The organism is Hoeflea marina, from assembly GCF_003182275.1.
Taxonomy (GTDB): Bacteria; Pseudomonadota; Alphaproteobacteria; order Rhizobiales; family Rhizobiaceae; genus Hoeflea; species Hoeflea marina.
The window spans coordinates 295,836-311,180 of the sequence record NZ_QGTR01000002.1; the positions used below are offsets into that span (position 1 = coordinate 295,836).

Annotated in this window: 14 protein-coding genes; 7 read left to right on the top strand and 7 right to left on the bottom strand. The window is 66.0% G+C overall.

The genetic code is table 11. The features are described from left to right. Positions 1–42 precede the first annotated feature (42 nt). Both DFR52_RS07855 and DFR52_RS07860 read right to left on the bottom strand, forming a co-directional pair. Complete coding sequence (locus tag DFR52_RS07855) at positions 43–1,452, bottom strand: MATE family efflux transporter (protein WP_245415252.1); 1,410 nt, start codon at positions 1,450–1,452, stop codon at positions 43–45. A gap of 172 nt (positions 1,453–1,624) precedes the next feature. Then, a complete protein-coding gene (locus DFR52_RS07860; RefSeq protein WP_110031403.1) occupies positions 1,625–3,439 on the bottom strand; it encodes a monovalent cation:proton antiporter-2 (CPA2) family protein in 1,815 nt (604 codons plus the stop codon). A gap of 99 nt (positions 3,440–3,538) precedes the next feature. Between DFR52_RS07860 and DFR52_RS07865 the strand changes: the two genes are divergently transcribed. From DFR52_RS07865 to lpxK, 6 genes are all read left to right on the top strand, one after another. Further along, complete coding sequence (locus tag DFR52_RS07865; protein WP_110032014.1) at positions 3,539–4,885, top strand: TldD/PmbA family protein; 1,347 nt, start codon at positions 3,539–3,541, stop codon at positions 4,883–4,885. Further along, complete coding sequence (locus tag DFR52_RS07870; protein WP_245415253.1) at positions 4,872–5,690, top strand: 3'(2'),5'-bisphosphate nucleotidase CysQ; 819 nt, start codon at positions 4,872–4,874, stop codon at positions 5,688–5,690. The genes DFR52_RS07865 and DFR52_RS07870 overlap by 14 nt, the downstream gene beginning before the upstream one ends. Positions 5,691–5,757: 67 nt before the next feature. Further along, positions 5,758–6,006 carry a DUF4170 domain-containing protein gene (locus tag DFR52_RS07875; protein WP_110031404.1) on the top strand — a complete coding sequence of 83 codons (249 nt, stop codon included), beginning with the start codon at positions 5,758–5,760 and terminating at the stop codon, positions 6,004–6,006. A 76-nt stretch (positions 6,007–6,082) separates the two neighbouring features. Then, positions 6,083–6,790, top strand: a complete 708-nt coding sequence (locus DFR52_RS07880) for a lysophospholipid acyltransferase family protein (protein WP_245415254.1) — start codon at positions 6,083–6,085, stop codon at positions 6,788–6,790. Then, positions 6,787–8,130 (top strand): lipid IV(A) 3-deoxy-D-manno-octulosonic acid transferase, encoded by a 1,344-nt coding sequence (gene waaA / locus DFR52_RS07885; RefSeq protein WP_110031406.1) that lies wholly within the window; start codon positions 6,787–6,789, stop codon positions 8,128–8,130. Before DFR52_RS07880 ends, waaA begins: the two co-directional genes overlap by 4 nt. Further along, positions 8,124–9,158: a tetraacyldisaccharide 4'-kinase gene (gene lpxK / locus DFR52_RS07890; RefSeq protein ID WP_110031407.1), complete on the top strand. Its 1,035-nt coding sequence runs from the start codon at positions 8,124–8,126 to the stop codon at positions 9,156–9,158. The genes waaA and lpxK overlap by 7 nt, the downstream gene beginning before the upstream one ends. 179 nt (positions 9,159–9,337) lie before the next feature. Here lpxK and DFR52_RS07895 read toward each other — a convergent pair whose 3' ends face one another. From DFR52_RS07895 to DFR52_RS24820, 3 genes are all read right to left on the bottom strand, one after another. Then, entirely contained in the window at positions 9,338–9,580 is a 243-nt protein-coding gene (locus DFR52_RS07895) for a hypothetical protein (RefSeq protein ID WP_110031408.1), read from the bottom strand. Positions 9,581–10,065: 485 nt separating this feature from the next. Continuing rightward, positions 10,066–11,148, bottom strand: a complete 1,083-nt coding sequence (locus DFR52_RS07900; protein ID WP_158284896.1) for a cytochrome P450 — start codon at positions 11,146–11,148, stop codon at positions 10,066–10,068. 261 nt (positions 11,149–11,409) lie between these two features. Beyond that, the gene (locus tag DFR52_RS24820) at positions 11,410–11,811 is read right to left on the bottom strand and encodes a hypothetical protein (protein WP_245415255.1); all 402 of its coding nucleotides are present in this window, start codon (positions 11,809–11,811) and stop codon (positions 11,410–11,412) included. A 30-nt stretch (positions 11,812–11,841) separates the two neighbouring features. On the opposite strand from DFR52_RS24820, the gene DFR52_RS07905 reads away from it, so the two are divergent. Continuing rightward, positions 11,842–13,065, top strand: coding sequence for an alpha/beta fold hydrolase (locus DFR52_RS07905; RefSeq protein ID WP_245415256.1), 1,224 nt, complete (start codon positions 11,842–11,844; stop codon positions 13,063–13,065). Positions 13,066–13,098: 33 nt separating this feature from the next. Here DFR52_RS07905 and DFR52_RS07910 read toward each other — a convergent pair whose 3' ends face one another. Then, positions 13,099–13,326 carry a DUF2093 domain-containing protein gene (locus DFR52_RS07910; protein WP_110031410.1) on the bottom strand — a complete coding sequence of 76 codons (228 nt, stop codon included), beginning with the start codon at positions 13,324–13,326 and terminating at the stop codon, positions 13,099–13,101. A gap of 119 nt (positions 13,327–13,445) precedes the next feature. Next, positions 13,446–15,278, bottom strand: coding sequence for a DNA mismatch repair endonuclease MutL (gene mutL, locus DFR52_RS07915; RefSeq protein WP_110031411.1), 1,833 nt, complete (start codon positions 15,276–15,278; stop codon positions 13,446–13,448). Positions 15,279–15,345 lie beyond the last annotated feature (67 nt).

A 15,345-nucleotide genomic window follows, 5' to 3' on the forward strand; every position in this document is an offset into this window, starting at 1 on the left:
GCAATGGACCGGCCGACGGCGCCTGACAGGTCGATGTCTGGTTCAGAGAGTCGAGGCCTTGCCACTGGTGAAGGGCGACTGCCCGGCCGGCGGGACCGGGATCGGTGGTTCGGCGTCGGCGGCGTTGCTGCGCGTGACCAGGTCCCTGACCACCCGGATGCAGACCACTCCCGCCGCCAGCCCGAACACCACCGCGCCCAGGCCATAGCCGGCCAGCGCCCCGGTGGCGCCATACCATTTTGACCCGTACCAGACGAAGGGGATGACCCCGAGCGTCGAGCGTCCCCAGTTGAACAGCGTCGAGTAGAGCGCGAAGCCGAGATTGTTGAACGCCGCATTGGCCACGAAAAGCAGCCCGTTGAACAGGAAGGTGGCGCTGACGAACAGACAGAAGAAGCGGATGATCTCCCGCGCCTCGCCGGTGGCGCCGAACAGATCTGAGATCTGCGTGTGCAGCAGCGCCAGGACGGCCCACATGACGATGCAGTAGACAGTGATGAAGAAGAAGCTGTCGCGCATCGTCGAGTTCAGCCGGTCGAACCGGCAGGCGCCGAAATTCTGTCCCAGGATCGGGCCGACCGCGCCCGACAGCGCAAACAGCGCCCCGAACGCCACCGGGATGATGCGCCCGACCACGGCCCAGCCGGCGACCGCCGCGTCGCCGTGCTCGGCCATCGCCGAGGTCACGAAGGCGTTGCCCACCGGGGTGGCGATCTGCGTCAGCAGCGCCGGCCCGCCGATGTAGAGGAAGGGGCGGATCTGCCGCGTCATGGTCTCCCGTGAGGGCATCCCGATCAGCCGGTGCACGGTGATCAGGCCATGCAGCCCGATTGCCACCAGTACGAAGCGCGAGATCACCGTCGAGATGGCGGCACCATGGATGCCGAGGTCGAGCCCGAAGATGAAGATCGGATCGAGCACCGCCGTCATCGCGCCGGCGCCGAGCGTCACATACATCGCCCGCTTGGCGTCGCCGGCCGCGCGCAGCAGCGCCGACAGGCCCATGCCCACCCCGAGCACTGGCAGCGAGGGCAGAACGATCTGCATGAACTCGGTGGCAAGCTGCGCCGTGCGGCCCTCCGCACCGAGCAGCCCCACCAGGTCGCCGAGGAACGGAAACACCACCGCGACGGTGGCCAGCATCAGGATCACCATATAGGCGAGCGATGCGCCGGCGATTTCGCGCGCCTCCTCGCGATTGCCCGCCCCCAGCGCCCGGGATGTGAGCGCGGTGGCCGCGATGGCAAGTCCGATCGCGAGAGACGTGGTAAAGAACAGCAGGGTGCCGGCATAGCCGATGGCCGCCGCCAGTTCCTGCTCTCCCAGCAGCGAGATGTAAAACAGGTTGAGGGCATCGACGAGGAAGATCGCCACCAGTCCGATCGAGCCGGTCGCGGTCATGACGATGACATGCCGCATCGTCGATCCGGTGGTGAATTTCGCCGGTTGCACGGGCCTTCCGGCCTCCGGCCTCAAGCGACAGAGACCTGGTTGGGATCGGCCGCTATCCCGGATTCGGGCGCTTGGTCCGTTGGGACTGGGACGCCGCCGCGAGCGCGGCAGTCGATGACCATGTCGTGGAACGCGGAGGCGAAATGAAAGCGCGTCATGACGGAATGCGTCCTCAGGCGGGGTCGGTGATGGTTTCGGGAACTGCGGCCGGGTCGATGCGCTCGGAGACGCGCTTGGGCTTGACCAGCGGTTCCGGCGTGACCGGCCTGGTGTGCAGCTTGTCGACACCGGCGAAGATTCCCTCGACGGCCTGCATCGCCAGCCGCTCCTCGTCGAGGCGGCGGATGTCGAGGCTGATCTCGTAGGCGGCGTCCTCGCTGGTGCCGAGCGCCTCGAGGGTCTTTCGGCCGAACAGCATGCCGGATTCGAAGGTCTCGCGCGCCTCGTAGGCCACGCCGCGCGCTCTCAGCGACAGCGTGTGCACCCGATCATAGGCGCGGGCGAAGATCCTGGCCTCGGGAAACTCCGCCTGTACCAGATCGACGATCCGGTCGGTGATCTCGCGCTTGTGGGTGCAGACCGCGACGATCTTGGCGCGCTTGATGCCGGCGGCGATCAGCACGTCCTTGCGGGTTCCGTCGCCGAAATAGATGCGAAAGCCGAATTTCGCGGCTGACCGTATCCGCTCGACCGACATGTCGATGATCGTGACGTCTGATCCTCCGGCAAGCAGCATCTGCGAGGCGATCTGGCCGAAACGCGAAAACCCGATCATCAGCACGTCTGAGCCTGCCCCGTCGAAGTCCTCGTCCATTTCCTCCGGTGAGACCTCGCACAGATATCGGTTGGTGAGAAAGGAGGCCACCGGCGTCAGCGCCATCGAGATGGTGACGATGGCAATCAGGATCGAGGCGGTCGAGAAGGCGAACAGCCCGGCGGTGGCAGCGGCGCTGAAGACGACGAAACCGAACTCCCCGCCCTGCGGCAGAAGGCCTGCGATGCGCACGGAATCATTGTGCGAACTGCCGAACAGTCGGCACAGTGCGTAGAGCACGAGCGACTTGGCCAGCATCACCACCGGTACGGCAAGCGCGATCAGCAGGATGTTGTCGGCGATGACGTCGAGATCGAGCGACAGCCCCACCGCCATGAAGAACAGGCCGAGCAGAATGCCGCGGAATGGCTCGATATCGGCTTCCAGTTCGTGCCGGTAGGAGGATTCGGCGAGCAGCACTCCGGCGAGGAACGCCCCCATGGCCATCGACAGGCCGGCCAGTTGCATCAGCATCGCCGCGCCGAGCACCACAAACAGCGCCGCGGCGATCATCGCCTCCTTGGCGCCCGTGCTGGCGATCGCCTGGAAGAGCGGATTGAGCAGATAGCGGCCCGCCACCAGAAGCGCGGCGATGGCGCCGATGACGATTGCGGCATTGAGCAGCACCGAGCCACCGGCCTCTGCCTTGAACGGCGCAAGGATCGGCACAAGCGCCAGCAGCGGCACGATCGCCAGATCCTGAAACAGCAGCACGGAGAAGGACTTCTGTCCGTAATGGGTGCTGAGCTCGCCCTTCTCCTCCAGAATCTGCAGCGCGAACGCCGTCGACGACAGCGCCAGTCCGAACCCGATGATGATCGCCGCGTCCAGGGTCTGCCCCGCGAGCGTTGCCGCCAGTGCCATGATGATGACGCCGGTGACGAGGATCTGCGCCAGGCCGAGACCGAAGATGTCGCGCCGCATTTTCCAAAGCCGGGACGGTTTGAGCTCCAGCCCGATGACGAACAACAGCAGCACCACGCCGAGCTCGGCGAAATGCAGGATCTCCTTGCCGTCGGTGATCAGCCTGAACAGCGGCCCTATGACGATGCCGGCGGCGAGGTAGCCCAGCACTGTGCCGAGCCCGATGCGTTTGAACAGCGGTGCCGCGATGACCGCGCCGCTGAGCAGAATCAGCGCCTCGGTGAAAAGCGTGGCTTCCGGTGCCGCCATTTCGCACATTCCTTTGAGAATTCGGCCGCCCATTGGCCGGGCGGGCTTGATGCTTCATGCCCCGGACAATACATGATGGTCCAGCGAAAGGCCAAAAAAATGCATGAATCAAAACAATCCGCCGGGCTGCTTGACCGAGCCGGCAAGCTCATCGAACACGCCCGCAAGGCCGGAGCCGACAAGGCGGATGCGGTCGTCGTGCGCCGCCGCTCGGGGTCCGTCTCGGTGCGCAACGGCAAGGTCGAGAACACCGAGGCCTCCGAGTCGGACGACTTCAGCCTGAGGGTCTTTGTCGGCCAGCGGGTCGCCACCGTGTCCGCCGGGCAGGGCGTCGACGAGGCATCGCTGGCCGAGCGCGCAGTGGCCATGGCGCGCGTCTCGCCCGAGGACGAGCATGCCCGATTGGCCGACGCGGATCTTCTCGCCGAAAACTGGCCGGAGCTCGATCTCTTCGATCCGTCGGAACCGGGTTCGGTCGAACTGGCCGACGCCGCCCGCGCCATGGAAGCTGCCGCCCTTGCGGTCAAGGGCGTGCAGAGCTCCATCGGAGCCGGTGCGTCCGCCGGCCTCTACGGCCTGGTACTGGCCACCTCGCACGGTTTTGCCGGCAGCTTCGAGCGTTCGGGATTCTCCCGTTCGGTCAGCGTCATTGCCGGCGAGGGCACCCGCATGGAGCGGGACTATGATTTCGACAGCCGCGTCTTCTTCGGCGATCTCGACGATGCGCAGAGCATCGGCCGTTCGGCGGGCGAGCGCGCCGCCCGGCGCGTCAATCCGCGCAAGGTGCCCACCGGCGCCAACATCACCGTCGTCTTCGACCCGCGCGCGGCGCGCGGCTTCATCGGCCACATGGTCGGCGCCATCAACGGCGCCTCGGTGGCGCGAAAGTCGAGCTTCCTCAAAGACCGGATGGGCGAGCAGATCTCCGTTGCCGGCCTGACACTGCTTGATGATCCCTTCATCGCCCGAGGGTCGGCCTCGCGTCCCTTCGATGGCGAGGGCGTGTCCACCGGGCCGCTGACCATGGTCGAGAACGGTGTGCTCAGGCAGTGGTACCTTGCCTCCCCCGTCGCCCATGAACTGGGTCTGGTCACCAATGGCCGCGCCAGCCGCGGCGGCGGCGGCGTGTCGCCGTCTTCGACGAATGTGGTCGTTTCCCCGGGCGAGGTCAGCCCCCAGGACCTGATCCGCTCCGTGGGTACCGGCTTCTACGTCACCGAGCTCATCGGCCAGGGCGTCAACCAGCTCACCGGCGAATACAGCCGAGGCGCCTCCGGGTTCTGGATAGAGAACGGCGAGATCGCCTTCCCGGTTTCCGAGGTCACCATCGCATCCAACATGCGGGACATGTTCATGCGCATGACGCTGGCCGACGACATCGACCGAAAGTATTCGATCGCCGCCCCGACGATTGCGGTGGAAGGCATGACCCTTGCCGGCGATTGACCAGACCATGAAGGGTGCCGCCGCCGGCGATCTCGCGATTCTCCAGCGGGCCGCGGTCGAGGCGTCGGGCATTGCCATGGCTTATTTCCGCGCCGATCCCGCCGTCTGGTACAAGAACGAGGGCAATTCGCCGGTCAGCGCGGCGGACATGGCTATCGATCTCTACCTGCGCGAGACGTTGACGGCCGCCCGACCCTCCTATGGCTGGCTATCGGAGGAGACCGTCGATGACGCAGACCGTCTCGACCGCGAGCATGTCTTCGTCGTCGACCCCATCGATGGCACCCGTGCCTATCTTGCCGGCCTCGTCGATTGGTGCGTCAGCATTGCCATTTCCCGCAATGGCGTGGCGGTGGCCGGTGTGCTGGCGGCACCCGCCCGCGGCGAGACCTGGTTCGGCTCGCTCGGACAGGGGGCGTTTCTGAACGGAGAGCCCGTTGCAGTCCACGCGAGCGCGCCAGGGGCGCCGCTTCGCGTCTCCATGCCCGACTCGATCTCGGGCGGGGTGATGGCCAGCAGCCGGGGCCTGATCGAGCGCAGCAAGGGCGGACCATCGCTGGCGCTCCGGCTGGCGCGCGTGGCCGGCGGCGAGATCGACGGGGTCTATGTGCGGCCCCGGGCCAGCGAGTGGGACATTGCCGCCGCCGACGTGCTGCTGCGGGAAACCGGCCACCGGCTGGTGGATGAAACGGGCAACGAGGTCACCTACAATCATCCAGATCCGTCGCGCGGCCTGCTGGTCGCCGGAGCGCGCGAGGAAGTGGCGCTGCTCAGAAGCCATCTCGCCACAGGTTCCGGGCATTGACCTTTTGAACGAATTGCCTCAAACCGCGCGGACACAGCGCACATTTCCAACTCCCGGGAGCAAAGTCATGCCCGAAGGCGATCAAAAGCAGTTGCTTCACTTGGTGTTTGGCGGCGAACTCAAGAGTCTTGACGCCTTGGAGTTTCGCGATCTCGACAAGCTAGACATCGTCGGCATCTTTCCTGACTACGCGTCCGCGCATGTCGCCTGGAAGTCCAAGGCTCAGATGAGCGTTGACAATGCCCACATGCGGTACTTCATCGTGCACATGCACCGCATGCTGGATCCCGGCAGCGAAAAGAAGGCCGGAAGCTGATTCCGGCGGCGTCTACATGAAGGTTCCGGAAGCAGAATCAGCCAGGAAGCGGGCGAGGTCGGCATGGTCTTTCGACATGCGCCGTTTCGGCAAGTCGCTTCTGGGGTCGGATCGCTTCCAGACGATCGCGGCGGCGGGACTGGGCGGCTTCTTCGCGCTGACCTACCGGCTCAACCGCGACACCGGCAACTCCAGCGACGCCCATTCGCTGCTTGAGGGCCAGTGGCCGGTGATCTTCGCCCTCTGGCACGGCCAGCAATTGCTCATCCCCTACGCAGCGCCGAGGGACCAGCGCTTCGCCTCGCTGGTCTCGCGCAGCACGGATGCGGAAATCAACGCCCGCGTCATCGAGCGCGCCGGCCATCAGGTGATCCGCGGCTCCGGCGGCAGGGTGCGGCGGTTCGCCAACCGCAAGGGCGGCGTCAAGGCGATGCTGTCGATGCGCGATGCGCTGCGCGCCGGAACCAATATCGTCATGATCGCCGACATCTCCAAGGGCGCGCCGCGTCAGGCCGGCGACGGCATCGTGCGGCTGGCCAAGCTGACCGGCCGTCCGATCGTGCCGATGGCGCTCGCCACCAGCCGCAATCACGTCGTGCGCCGCTCCTGGGATCAGACCACCATCAATCTGCCCTTCGGTCGCCGCTGCCTGCGGCTGGGCGAGCCGATTCATGTCGCCGCCGATGCCGACGACGCAGAACTCGAGGCGGCGCGGCTGCGGGTGACGGCGGACCTTGATCGCGTCACCGGCGAGGCCCGCGCCTCCGTGGGACAACGCCCGTGAGTCGCGGCTGGGCTCGCGCCGCGCTGTTCGGGTACCGCTGGTTCGGCGCCGCGATCTATCCTTTGCTCGGCCCCTACCTCGCCATCAGGGCAGCCAAGGGCAAGGAGGAGCGCTCCCGCCGCAAGGAGCGCTACGGCCGCTCGAAGATCGACCGTCCCGACGGCCCGCTGGTCTGGTTCCACGCCGCCAGCGTCGGCGAGACCAATGCCGTGGTGCCGCTCATCCACGAGGTGGTCCGCCGCGGCATCTGCGTGGTGCTGACGACGGGCACGGTGACCTCGGCCTCGGTGGCCAGGGAACGGCTCGACCCCGCCGTGATTCATCAGTATGTACCGCTTGATCTCAAGCCTGCCGTCTCGCGCTTTCTCGATCACTGGAAGCCGGATCTCGCCATCATCGCGGAGTCCGAAATCTGGCCGATGACCATTCTTGAACTCGGCGCCCGGCGCACGCCGCAGGTGCTGGTCAACGGCCGGCTCTCCGACCGGTCCTTTGCCGCCTGGAGCAAGCGGCCGAGCCTTGCCGACGCCATGTTCGAAAATCTCTCCCATGTCGTGGCACAGTCGGATCTCGATGCCGAACGCTTCCGCGATCTGGGTGCGCGCCAGGTCTCGGTTTCGGGAAACCTGAAGGCCGACACGGTGGCTCCGCCTTGGAACGAGGAGGAACTCGAGACGCTCCGGCAGCAGCTCGGCGACCGACCCACCTGGGCCGCGATTTCGACATTCGAGGGTGAGGACGAGATCGCCGCCGACGTCCATCGCGCCGTGCGCGGCCGCCACAACGCGCTGACCATCCTGGTGCCGCGCCACCCGGACCGGGGCGACGCCATCGAGGCCATGCTGGTGGCCCGCAAGCTCAAGGTCGCTCGCCGCAGCCGCGGCGAACCGATCACGCCGGAGACCGACATTTATCTCGGCGACACCATCGGCGAGATGGGCCTGTTTCTCAACCTCACCGAGATCGTCTTCGTCGGCAAGTCGCTCAAGGGCGGCGGCGGCCAGAATCCGCTGGAGCCGGCGATGCTCGGCTGCGCGGTGCTGTCGGGCAGCGATGTCGGCAATTTTCGCGACGCCTATGCCAGCCTGCTGAAGAATGGCGGCGCCCGCTTCGTCCGCGACGGCGAGATGCTCGCCAAGGGCGTGAGCTATCTGATCGCCAACCCGCAGGCGCGGCAGACGATGGCCGCAGGCGGCGCCGCCACGCTCCAGGCCATGGGCGGCGCTCTCAAGGCCACCGTCCGGGCGCTGGAGCCCTACATCAACCCTCTCACAGTCAAGGCGCGGCTCAGGCCGCGCGAGCGGCCGGAGAACGACATTCGCGGCTCCGGTCAATGGTGAGCGAGGCGCCGCCCTTCTGGTGGGAGCGGCCCGGTCTGCGTTCCGGCCTGCTCGCGCCTTTCGGCTGGGTCTATGGCCGGGTGGCCAGACGCATCATGGAGCGCCGGGTGCGCAGGTCGATGCCGGTCCCGGTGATCTGCGTCGGCAATTTCACCGTGGGCGGCTCCGGCAAGACGCCGACAGCGCTGGCTCTGGCCGATGCTGCCATCGCCCGGGGCCTGGTGCCGGGCTTCCTCTCGCGCGGCTATGGCGGCGCCGTGCGCCACGCCACACGGGTCGATCCTGCCCATGACAGCGCCAAGCTGGTGGGTGACGAGCCGATGCTGCTCGCCGCCAGGGCGATGACGGTGGTCGGCCCCGACCGCGTCGCCGGCGCCGAGCTGCTGATCAGGGAAGGCGCCGAGATCATCATCATGGATGACGGTTTCCAGAGCGCCCGGCTGGTGTTTGATCATGCGATGATGGTGGTCGATGCCCGCCGCGGCATCGGCAACGGCCGCGTCTTTCCTGCAGGTCCGGTTCGGGCGCCGGTGATCGACCAGGTGCGGCTGTCGGATTCCCTTCTCGTGATCGGCCGCGGCAATGGCGGCGACCGGCTGATCCGGATGGCGGCGCGTGCCGCCAAGCCGGTGCACATCGCCCGGCTTGAGCCGGATTTCGCCGCGCGTCTTCGCGGCTTCAACTGTCTGGCCTTCGCGGCCATCGGCGATCCGGAGAAGTTCTTCATCACGCTCGAGGAAGCCGGCATCCGTGTCGCCAGACGCTACGGCTTCCCCGACCACCATCACTTCACCGATGAGGAAGTGGCGAGCCTGATGGACGAGGCGGCGCTGTACGGTCTGACGCTCGTCACCACGTCCAAGGACGCGGTGCGGCTTGAAGGTGGCCATGGCCGCTCGCGGGACTTGGCCGCGGCCGTAGAGGTTCTGGAAGTCAAGCTGGAGTTCGATCAGCCCGGCGTGCCCGGCGCCATCATCACCAGCGCCATCGAGGCATTCCGCCGCCGCGCGGCATCCCCGCGGGATTGAGCACTGCGGAGATATGGTTGGCCGGGGCCTGCCAGAGCGTTTCCCGACGAAGTGATTTTCTCGCCGTCATGGGACATGCAAAGAGTAAGGAACGTGGAGCGCTCTTGCTGGTCAGTGAATGGCAGAAGCATTCCAATGCTGACGCGACAGCTGTCGCAAGCTTCCCCGCCCGGGTCCTGTCAAAGCCAGAGGCCAGCGCCCATGTTCGACGGACCGGCAGGGTACCGGTCGGCCTTTGGCGTCTGCTCATCGCTCTCACCCACGGAACCCGTTACCCTGCAGTCGACGTCCTTGGTGGAAGCGGATCTGTCCGCCGGCTTGCGGCAGGCTGCAATGTCCGCGGTGTGGTTGGATGCGGCCAACGCCGGCGCGGTTGCGAGCGACAGGAGAGTGGCGGCAAAGAGGGTGTTCATGCGGGTCATTTGAGTGTCCTTTCTGGATCACGGTTGAAATGGTCAGTTGAATGGCGAGACCGCAAAACGGCCTCCAGGGACGTTTCGAGACGCCTGACCGTATGTGGCCATGCGCAGGCACGGTCCTTTCGGCTACTGCGACAGCGTTGATCGCAGGGTAGCCGGAACCGGTGGCGGCGCGGGGCGTCGCGAACCTGCCGGCGCGACAGGCCGAGATCATCGAGCACCCAGTCTTGCGCTGCCTGAAGTTGCCGGTGGTCGCGCTGGACTCGCGACCCGCGCATGCCGGCTTGGGTCACGCGCTCCACCGATGCCAGGCTGACGATGAGGTGCGTGCGTCCATCGCCGACGCTGCCGACAAGGGCCGTAGAGATCGCCGGCACTGCGGCTGTCGATGGCGCCCGAGAGCTCGGCGATCAGAAGCCGGTCATGCGTGACGAAGGAGATCTGCATGGTCTCTGCGCGGGTCTGTCTGGCCAGGGCCATCAGGGGCGTCATCGGATTATCACCTGCATCGGCGTGATCTGGCGGAGGCCGCCAAATCCCTGCAATTGCGGCGCCGTCTGCAGCTCCATCGCAGGCGCACCGGCGACAAGGGCAGCCAGTCCCTCCTGCATTTCGATCCGAGCCAGCATTTCACCGATGCAACGGTGCGCGCCGGCGCCGAAAACCGGATGCAGGCGCGGATGGTCGTTGCGACGGATGTCGAAGCGGTCCGGCTCGGCATAGAGTTCGGGATCGCGCATCGCCGACATGTTGCTGATCCGCAGCATCACGCCCGCCGGTAACTCAACGCCACTGATCTCCACAGGGGCGTTGGTAAAGCGCACTATCGACCCCACCGAAGGGTCATAGCGCAGCCCCTCCGATACCGCGCCCGGTATCAGCGAGGGATCATCTCGCAGCGCCGTCCACTGCTCCGGGTGCTGCAGCAGCAGGGAAACCAGCACGGCAAAGGCTGCGCGGGTGGTATCGGTGCCGCCGACAATGATGCCGAGAACCTGATGGACCAGAGTGGAGAACGTGATGACGGGGTCGTCCTTCCAGTCCGCCACGAGCCTTGACAGCAGATCATCGCGCGGCTGCTCCGAGCGGATGCGCATATGGTCGACCACGTAACGGAACAATTCGGAGACCGCGGTCTCGATCTCGGCGTGATCGTCAATCGGATATACGGGCGAAACGGCCCGCGACATGGCATAGACGCGCGGCGCGAAATAGGAGGTCTCGGACTGCGGCAGGCCCAGAATGGCCGCAATCATCTCCGCCGGAACACGTGCGGCCATGCGATCTATGAAATCGAAACTCTCGCCGCGCGGCAGCTCGGCAACGATGCGTCGGGCGACCGCCTGAATCTGGGGCTGTGCCGCGCGAACTGCGCCATGGGCGAAGCTGCGCGCGAACATGCCGCGCTTGGCGCGGTGCTCCGCGCCGCTGCCGAACAGGAAGAAATCCCTCAGGAACCGGGCGGCGGCTCCCTCGGGAACGCCCTGGATCCTGACATAATCGCGCCCCTCCAACGGCTTCGTGCGTGGATCGCTCAGTATGACCATGACATCGCTGGCGCGCAGCGCCATGAATTGCCGCTCACCCAGTTGAAGCACGGGATGGTCGCCCCTGAGGGTGGCGAACTGTCCGTGGGGATCGTCCATCAGCGTCTGCGGTGAAACGACAAGTGCGCCCCGCGCAGCAATAAAGGTATGGTCATTCATGCTCTTGCTCCAGTGTGCTGGCATAAACGCATCGGCGCCAAACCCCGGCTCTCTCTGGGCGAGAGGGACGGGGCAGGCGGTGCGCTGATGTCGCGATGGACGCTGACTCGCGCCTAAGCGTTGTTGTCAGCGTTGTACAACCGGTGTTAATTGGGCGGGGAGAGCGTTGTTTTTCAATTTCAGGAGGCGTGCTTGCACCCCGAACTCGAAATCTCGCTGCTTGGTGAACTGCGTATTCTGGTAAATGGCCAGGAGATGGTGTTGCCCGCATCCCGGAAAGCGCGCGCGCTTCTCGCCTTTCTTGTCTCCACCGGCCGGCCGCACCGGCGTGAGCGGCTCTGCGAGCTGCTGTGGGACATGCCCGATGACCCGAAAGCGGCGTTGCGTTGGTCGTTGACCAAAATCCGCAAGGTGGTCGACACCGACGGCCGGAGCCGGATCATTGCCGACCGGGAACGGGTTGGATTTGATGCCGAGGGCGCGGCCGTCGATCTTCGCGACATCCATACGCGCCTGCGGCGGGCTCAAACGAGTTTTCCCGCTCCGGAGCTGGAAGAAATGGCGCTGCTGCTGGACCGGGTGCCGTTCGACGGACTCGATGGGGCCGGCGACGAGAGCTTCGACGCCTGGTTGACTGCCGAGCGCGAAGATGCGCGGGCGGCGCGTGTAGAGGTTCTGCGCTTGCTTGCCACCCATCCCGACATTTCGGCTGTTCCGGCGCAGAAATGGCAGCGGCTTTGGCATGAAGCCGACCCGGAGCGCGCCGAGTTGCATTTGCGGGCCTCAAGGGCCGCCACGGCCGATGGGACCGTGCGCAAGGTAGAGGGGCGCGGAAGACCCGCCGCGGACCTGTCGGCAAGCCTCGCGGCCACCCGGCAGGCGTCGTCGGGCCGGCAAATCGCCAGGCCGCGGATTTCAGCCAGGTCACGTGGGCTCAGGGCGCAGCGCATCGGCTTCTGCAAGGCCCGGGACGGCACCAATATCGCCTATGCCAGTGTCGGCTCCGGGCCGCCGTTGCTCAAGGCGGCCAACTGGCTCAATCATCTCGAGTTCGACTGGGCAAGCCCCATCTGGGGACAGAGTTTCGCGGCAATTGCCCGCTATCGCAGCTTCATCCGTTACGATGAGCGCGGCTGCGGCCTCTCCGACTGGGAAGTTGAGGATCTGAGCTTCGAGGCCTTTGTCGAGGATCTTGAGGCGGTGGCCGACAAGCTTGAGCTGGAGCGGTTTCCCTTGCTTGGCATATCGCAGGGATGTGCAGTGTCGATCGAATATGCGGTGCGCCATCCCGAGCGGGTCAGTGGACTTGTGCTGCTGGGCGGTTACGCGGCAGGCTGGCGGCATTCGGCCAGTCCCGAAGAGCAGGCAAGGCGCGTGGCTGTGCGGACGCTGACCGAACTTGGCTGGGGAACCGACAACCCCGCCTACAGGCATATTTTCTCCCAGACCTTCATGCCGGAAGCGACTGCGGCGGATCTTGAATGGTTCGATGATTTCCAGCGGCAAACCACATCGCCGAAAAACGCCGCGCGGTTTCAGGACGCCTTCGGACTGATCGATATCCGGCATCGGCTCGCCGAGGTCAAGGCGCCGACACTGGTGCTTCATTCGAAATATGATCAGCGCATTCCGCTGGAGCTCGGCCGCGCGGTGGCATCGGGCATTCCGGACGCCCGTTTCGTGCCGCTCGAAAGCCGCAACCACATTCTGGTCGACCGCGAACCGGCGTGGAGAGTCTGCCTCGGAACGGTGGCGCAATTCCTCGCCGAAAAGGGCATCTGAAAGACGCCCGGGATTTTCAGCGTCCGTCGGACCCTAATGGCCGGTCGGCAGAACGCCTTCGCGCTTGTCGGCAAGGAAGGATGCTTTCACATCCACATAGGGCTCCTGCCGAGCGACGCTCCAGTATTTGAGCTCGTCGATGGGGATGATCTCGCCGGTGACGGCGCAGATCACGTGGGTTCCGGGCATCAGCACCTGGAAATCACCATCGAGATATCGGATTTTTGCCGGGCGGGCGCCCGGGCCTTCAAAACGGTTCATGGCCATTTTCGTTCTGTTGTCTGCTCCCGGCATTCTATGCCGCGTCGCAGGGGGGATTGCAAGTTGCACGCCGCCGCTCGCCCGTCCCGATCTGCGCCGCAACCGGCGGGAGCCCGGTTTCATCGCCGCGAGAACAATCGCTCGATGTCGGCGAGCTTGAGGCTGATATAGGTCGGCCTGCCGTGATTGCACTGCCCCGAGCCGGGAGTCTGTTCCATTTCTCTGAGCAAGGCGTTCATTTCCTCTGGCTTGAGCCTGCGTCCGGAGCGCACCGAACCATGGCAGGCCATGGTCGACGCCACCGCCTCGAGCCGTTCCTGCAGGCCACCGGCGTGATCCCATTCGGCGATCTCATCGGCAAGATCCCGGACCAGCCCGGCGGCGTCGACTTCGCCGAGCATGGCCGGGGTCTCCCGGACAGCGATGGCGCCGGGGCCGAAGCGCTCCAGCACCAGGCCCAGTTGTGCAAGCGCCTCCGCCTGGCCTGCCAACCGGTCGCAGTCGTCCTCCGGCAGGTCGATGATGTCGGGCAGCAGCAGCATCTGAGAAGCGATCGGACCGCTCTTCAGCGCCGCCTTCATGCGCTGGAACACCAGCCGTTCATGGGCCGCATGCTGATCGACGATCACCAGTCCGTCCTCGGTCTGGCTGATGATGTAGTTTTCGTGGATCTGCGCCCTGGCGGCACCCAACGGATGATCAGGCGCCGGCGCTGCGTCGTCGCTCATTGCCGCGCGCGCAGAAGGCGCGATCGTCTCGGCGAAGCCCGCCTGCCGGCTTTCCGAAAAACCTCCCGGCCCCTGCGCCGGTGCGCCGGGCGCCGGTCCCGGTGATCCGAAGGGGCGGTAGGGGGATGACGCCGCGTGCCACGCCGGCGTGTGCGGCCGGTGACTGAACGGGTGGCCGGTCGTGGGTCCGCCGTGGAAGGCGCGCAGCATGTCGCCGCCGCCGGTGGTCGAGGCACGGTCGCCGCCCTCGGTGAGCGCCTGGCGGATGGCGCCGATGATCAGGCCGCGGATGAGTCCCGGATCGCGGAAGCGCACATCCGCCTTGGCCGGATGCACATTGACATCGACCAGCGCGGGATCGAGCGTCAGCGACAGCACTGCCACCGGATAGCGGCCGCGCGGAATGGTGTCGGAATAGGCGGCGCGGATGGCAGACAGCACCTGCTTGTCCTGCACCGGGCGGCCGTTGACGAACGCATACTGCCCCAGCGAATTGGCCTTGTTGTAGGTCGGCAGGCCGATATGACCGGTGAGTTGGACATCCTCGCGCCGCGCGTCGAGCGGAATGGTGTTCTCGCCGAATTCGCGTCCGAGCACCTGGCAGATGCGGGAAAGCGAATCCGTGCCGGTGGCGGGGAATTCCAGCGTCGTCCGGTCGCTGCCCGAGACCACCAGGCGGACGGAGGGAAAGGCGATGGCGATCCGCCGCACCACTTCGGTGATGGCGCCGGTCTCGGCGCGCTCGCCCTTGAGGAACTTGAGCCGCGCCGGCGTGGCGAAGAACAGGTCGCGGACCTCGACGATGGTGCCGCGATTGGCGGCCGCCGGCTTCAGCGGCCCGTTGACGCCGCCCGAGACGGTGATCTCGTGGCCGTTGCCGGCATCCGCGGTGCGGCTCCGGATCGACAGCCGCGACACCGATCCGATCGACGGCAGTGCCTCGCCGCGAAAGCCCAATGTGCGGATGTCGTCGAGCCCGGTATCGATCTTCGAGGTGCAGTGCCGCTGCACCGCCAGCATCATGTCGTCGCGATCCATGCCATGGCCGTCATCGGTGACGCGGATGAGCGCCTTGCCGCCGCCGGCGGTGGCGATCTCAACCCGTGTGGCGCCGGCGTCGATGGCGTTCTCGACCAGTTCCTTGACGACGCTCGCCGGTCGCTCGATCACTTCGCCGGCGGCAATCTGATTGATCAGAGTCTCTGGGAGTTGATGAACACGCATGCCCCATGTTCGCGGATTCGCCGGCGCATGCAACGGTCGTGCCGACAAAAGCTGCCGATATCCCGGC

Bases quoted from the DNA above. Each gene is read 5' to 3' on its own strand.
- DFR52_RS07860 (WP_110031403.1), bottom strand. From the start codon at position 3,439: ATGGCGGCACCGGAAGCCACGCTTTTCACCGAGGCGCTGATTCTGCTC.
- DFR52_RS07865 (WP_110032014.1), top strand. From the start codon at position 3,539: ATGCATGAATCAAAACAATCCGCCGGGCTGCTTGACCGAGCCGGCAAG.
- DFR52_RS07875 (WP_110031404.1), top strand. From the start codon at position 5,758: ATGCCCGAAGGCGATCAAAAGCAGTTGCTTCACTTGGTGTTTGGCGGC.
- DFR52_RS07880 (WP_245415254.1), top strand. From the start codon at position 6,083: ATGCGCCGTTTCGGCAAGTCGCTTCTGGGGTCGGATCGCTTCCAGACG.
- lpxK (WP_110031407.1), top strand. From the start codon at position 8,124: ATGGTGAGCGAGGCGCCGCCCTTCTGGTGGGAGCGGCCCGGTCTGCGT.
- DFR52_RS07895 (WP_110031408.1), bottom strand. From the start codon at position 9,580: ATGACCCGCATGAACACCCTCTTTGCCGCCACTCTCCTGTCGCTCGCA.
- DFR52_RS07900 (WP_158284896.1), bottom strand. From the start codon at position 11,148: ATGGCGCTGCGCGCCAGCGATGTCATGGTCATACTGAGCGATCCACGC.
- DFR52_RS07905 (WP_245415256.1), top strand. From the start codon at position 11,842: ATGGCGCTGCTGCTGGACCGGGTGCCGTTCGACGGACTCGATGGGGCC.
- DFR52_RS07910 (WP_110031410.1), bottom strand. From the start codon at position 13,326: ATGAACCGTTTTGAAGGCCCGGGCGCCCGCCCGGCAAAAATCCGATAT.
- mutL (WP_110031411.1), bottom strand. From the start codon at position 15,278: ATGCGTGTTCATCAACTCCCAGAGACTCTGATCAATCAGATTGCCGCC.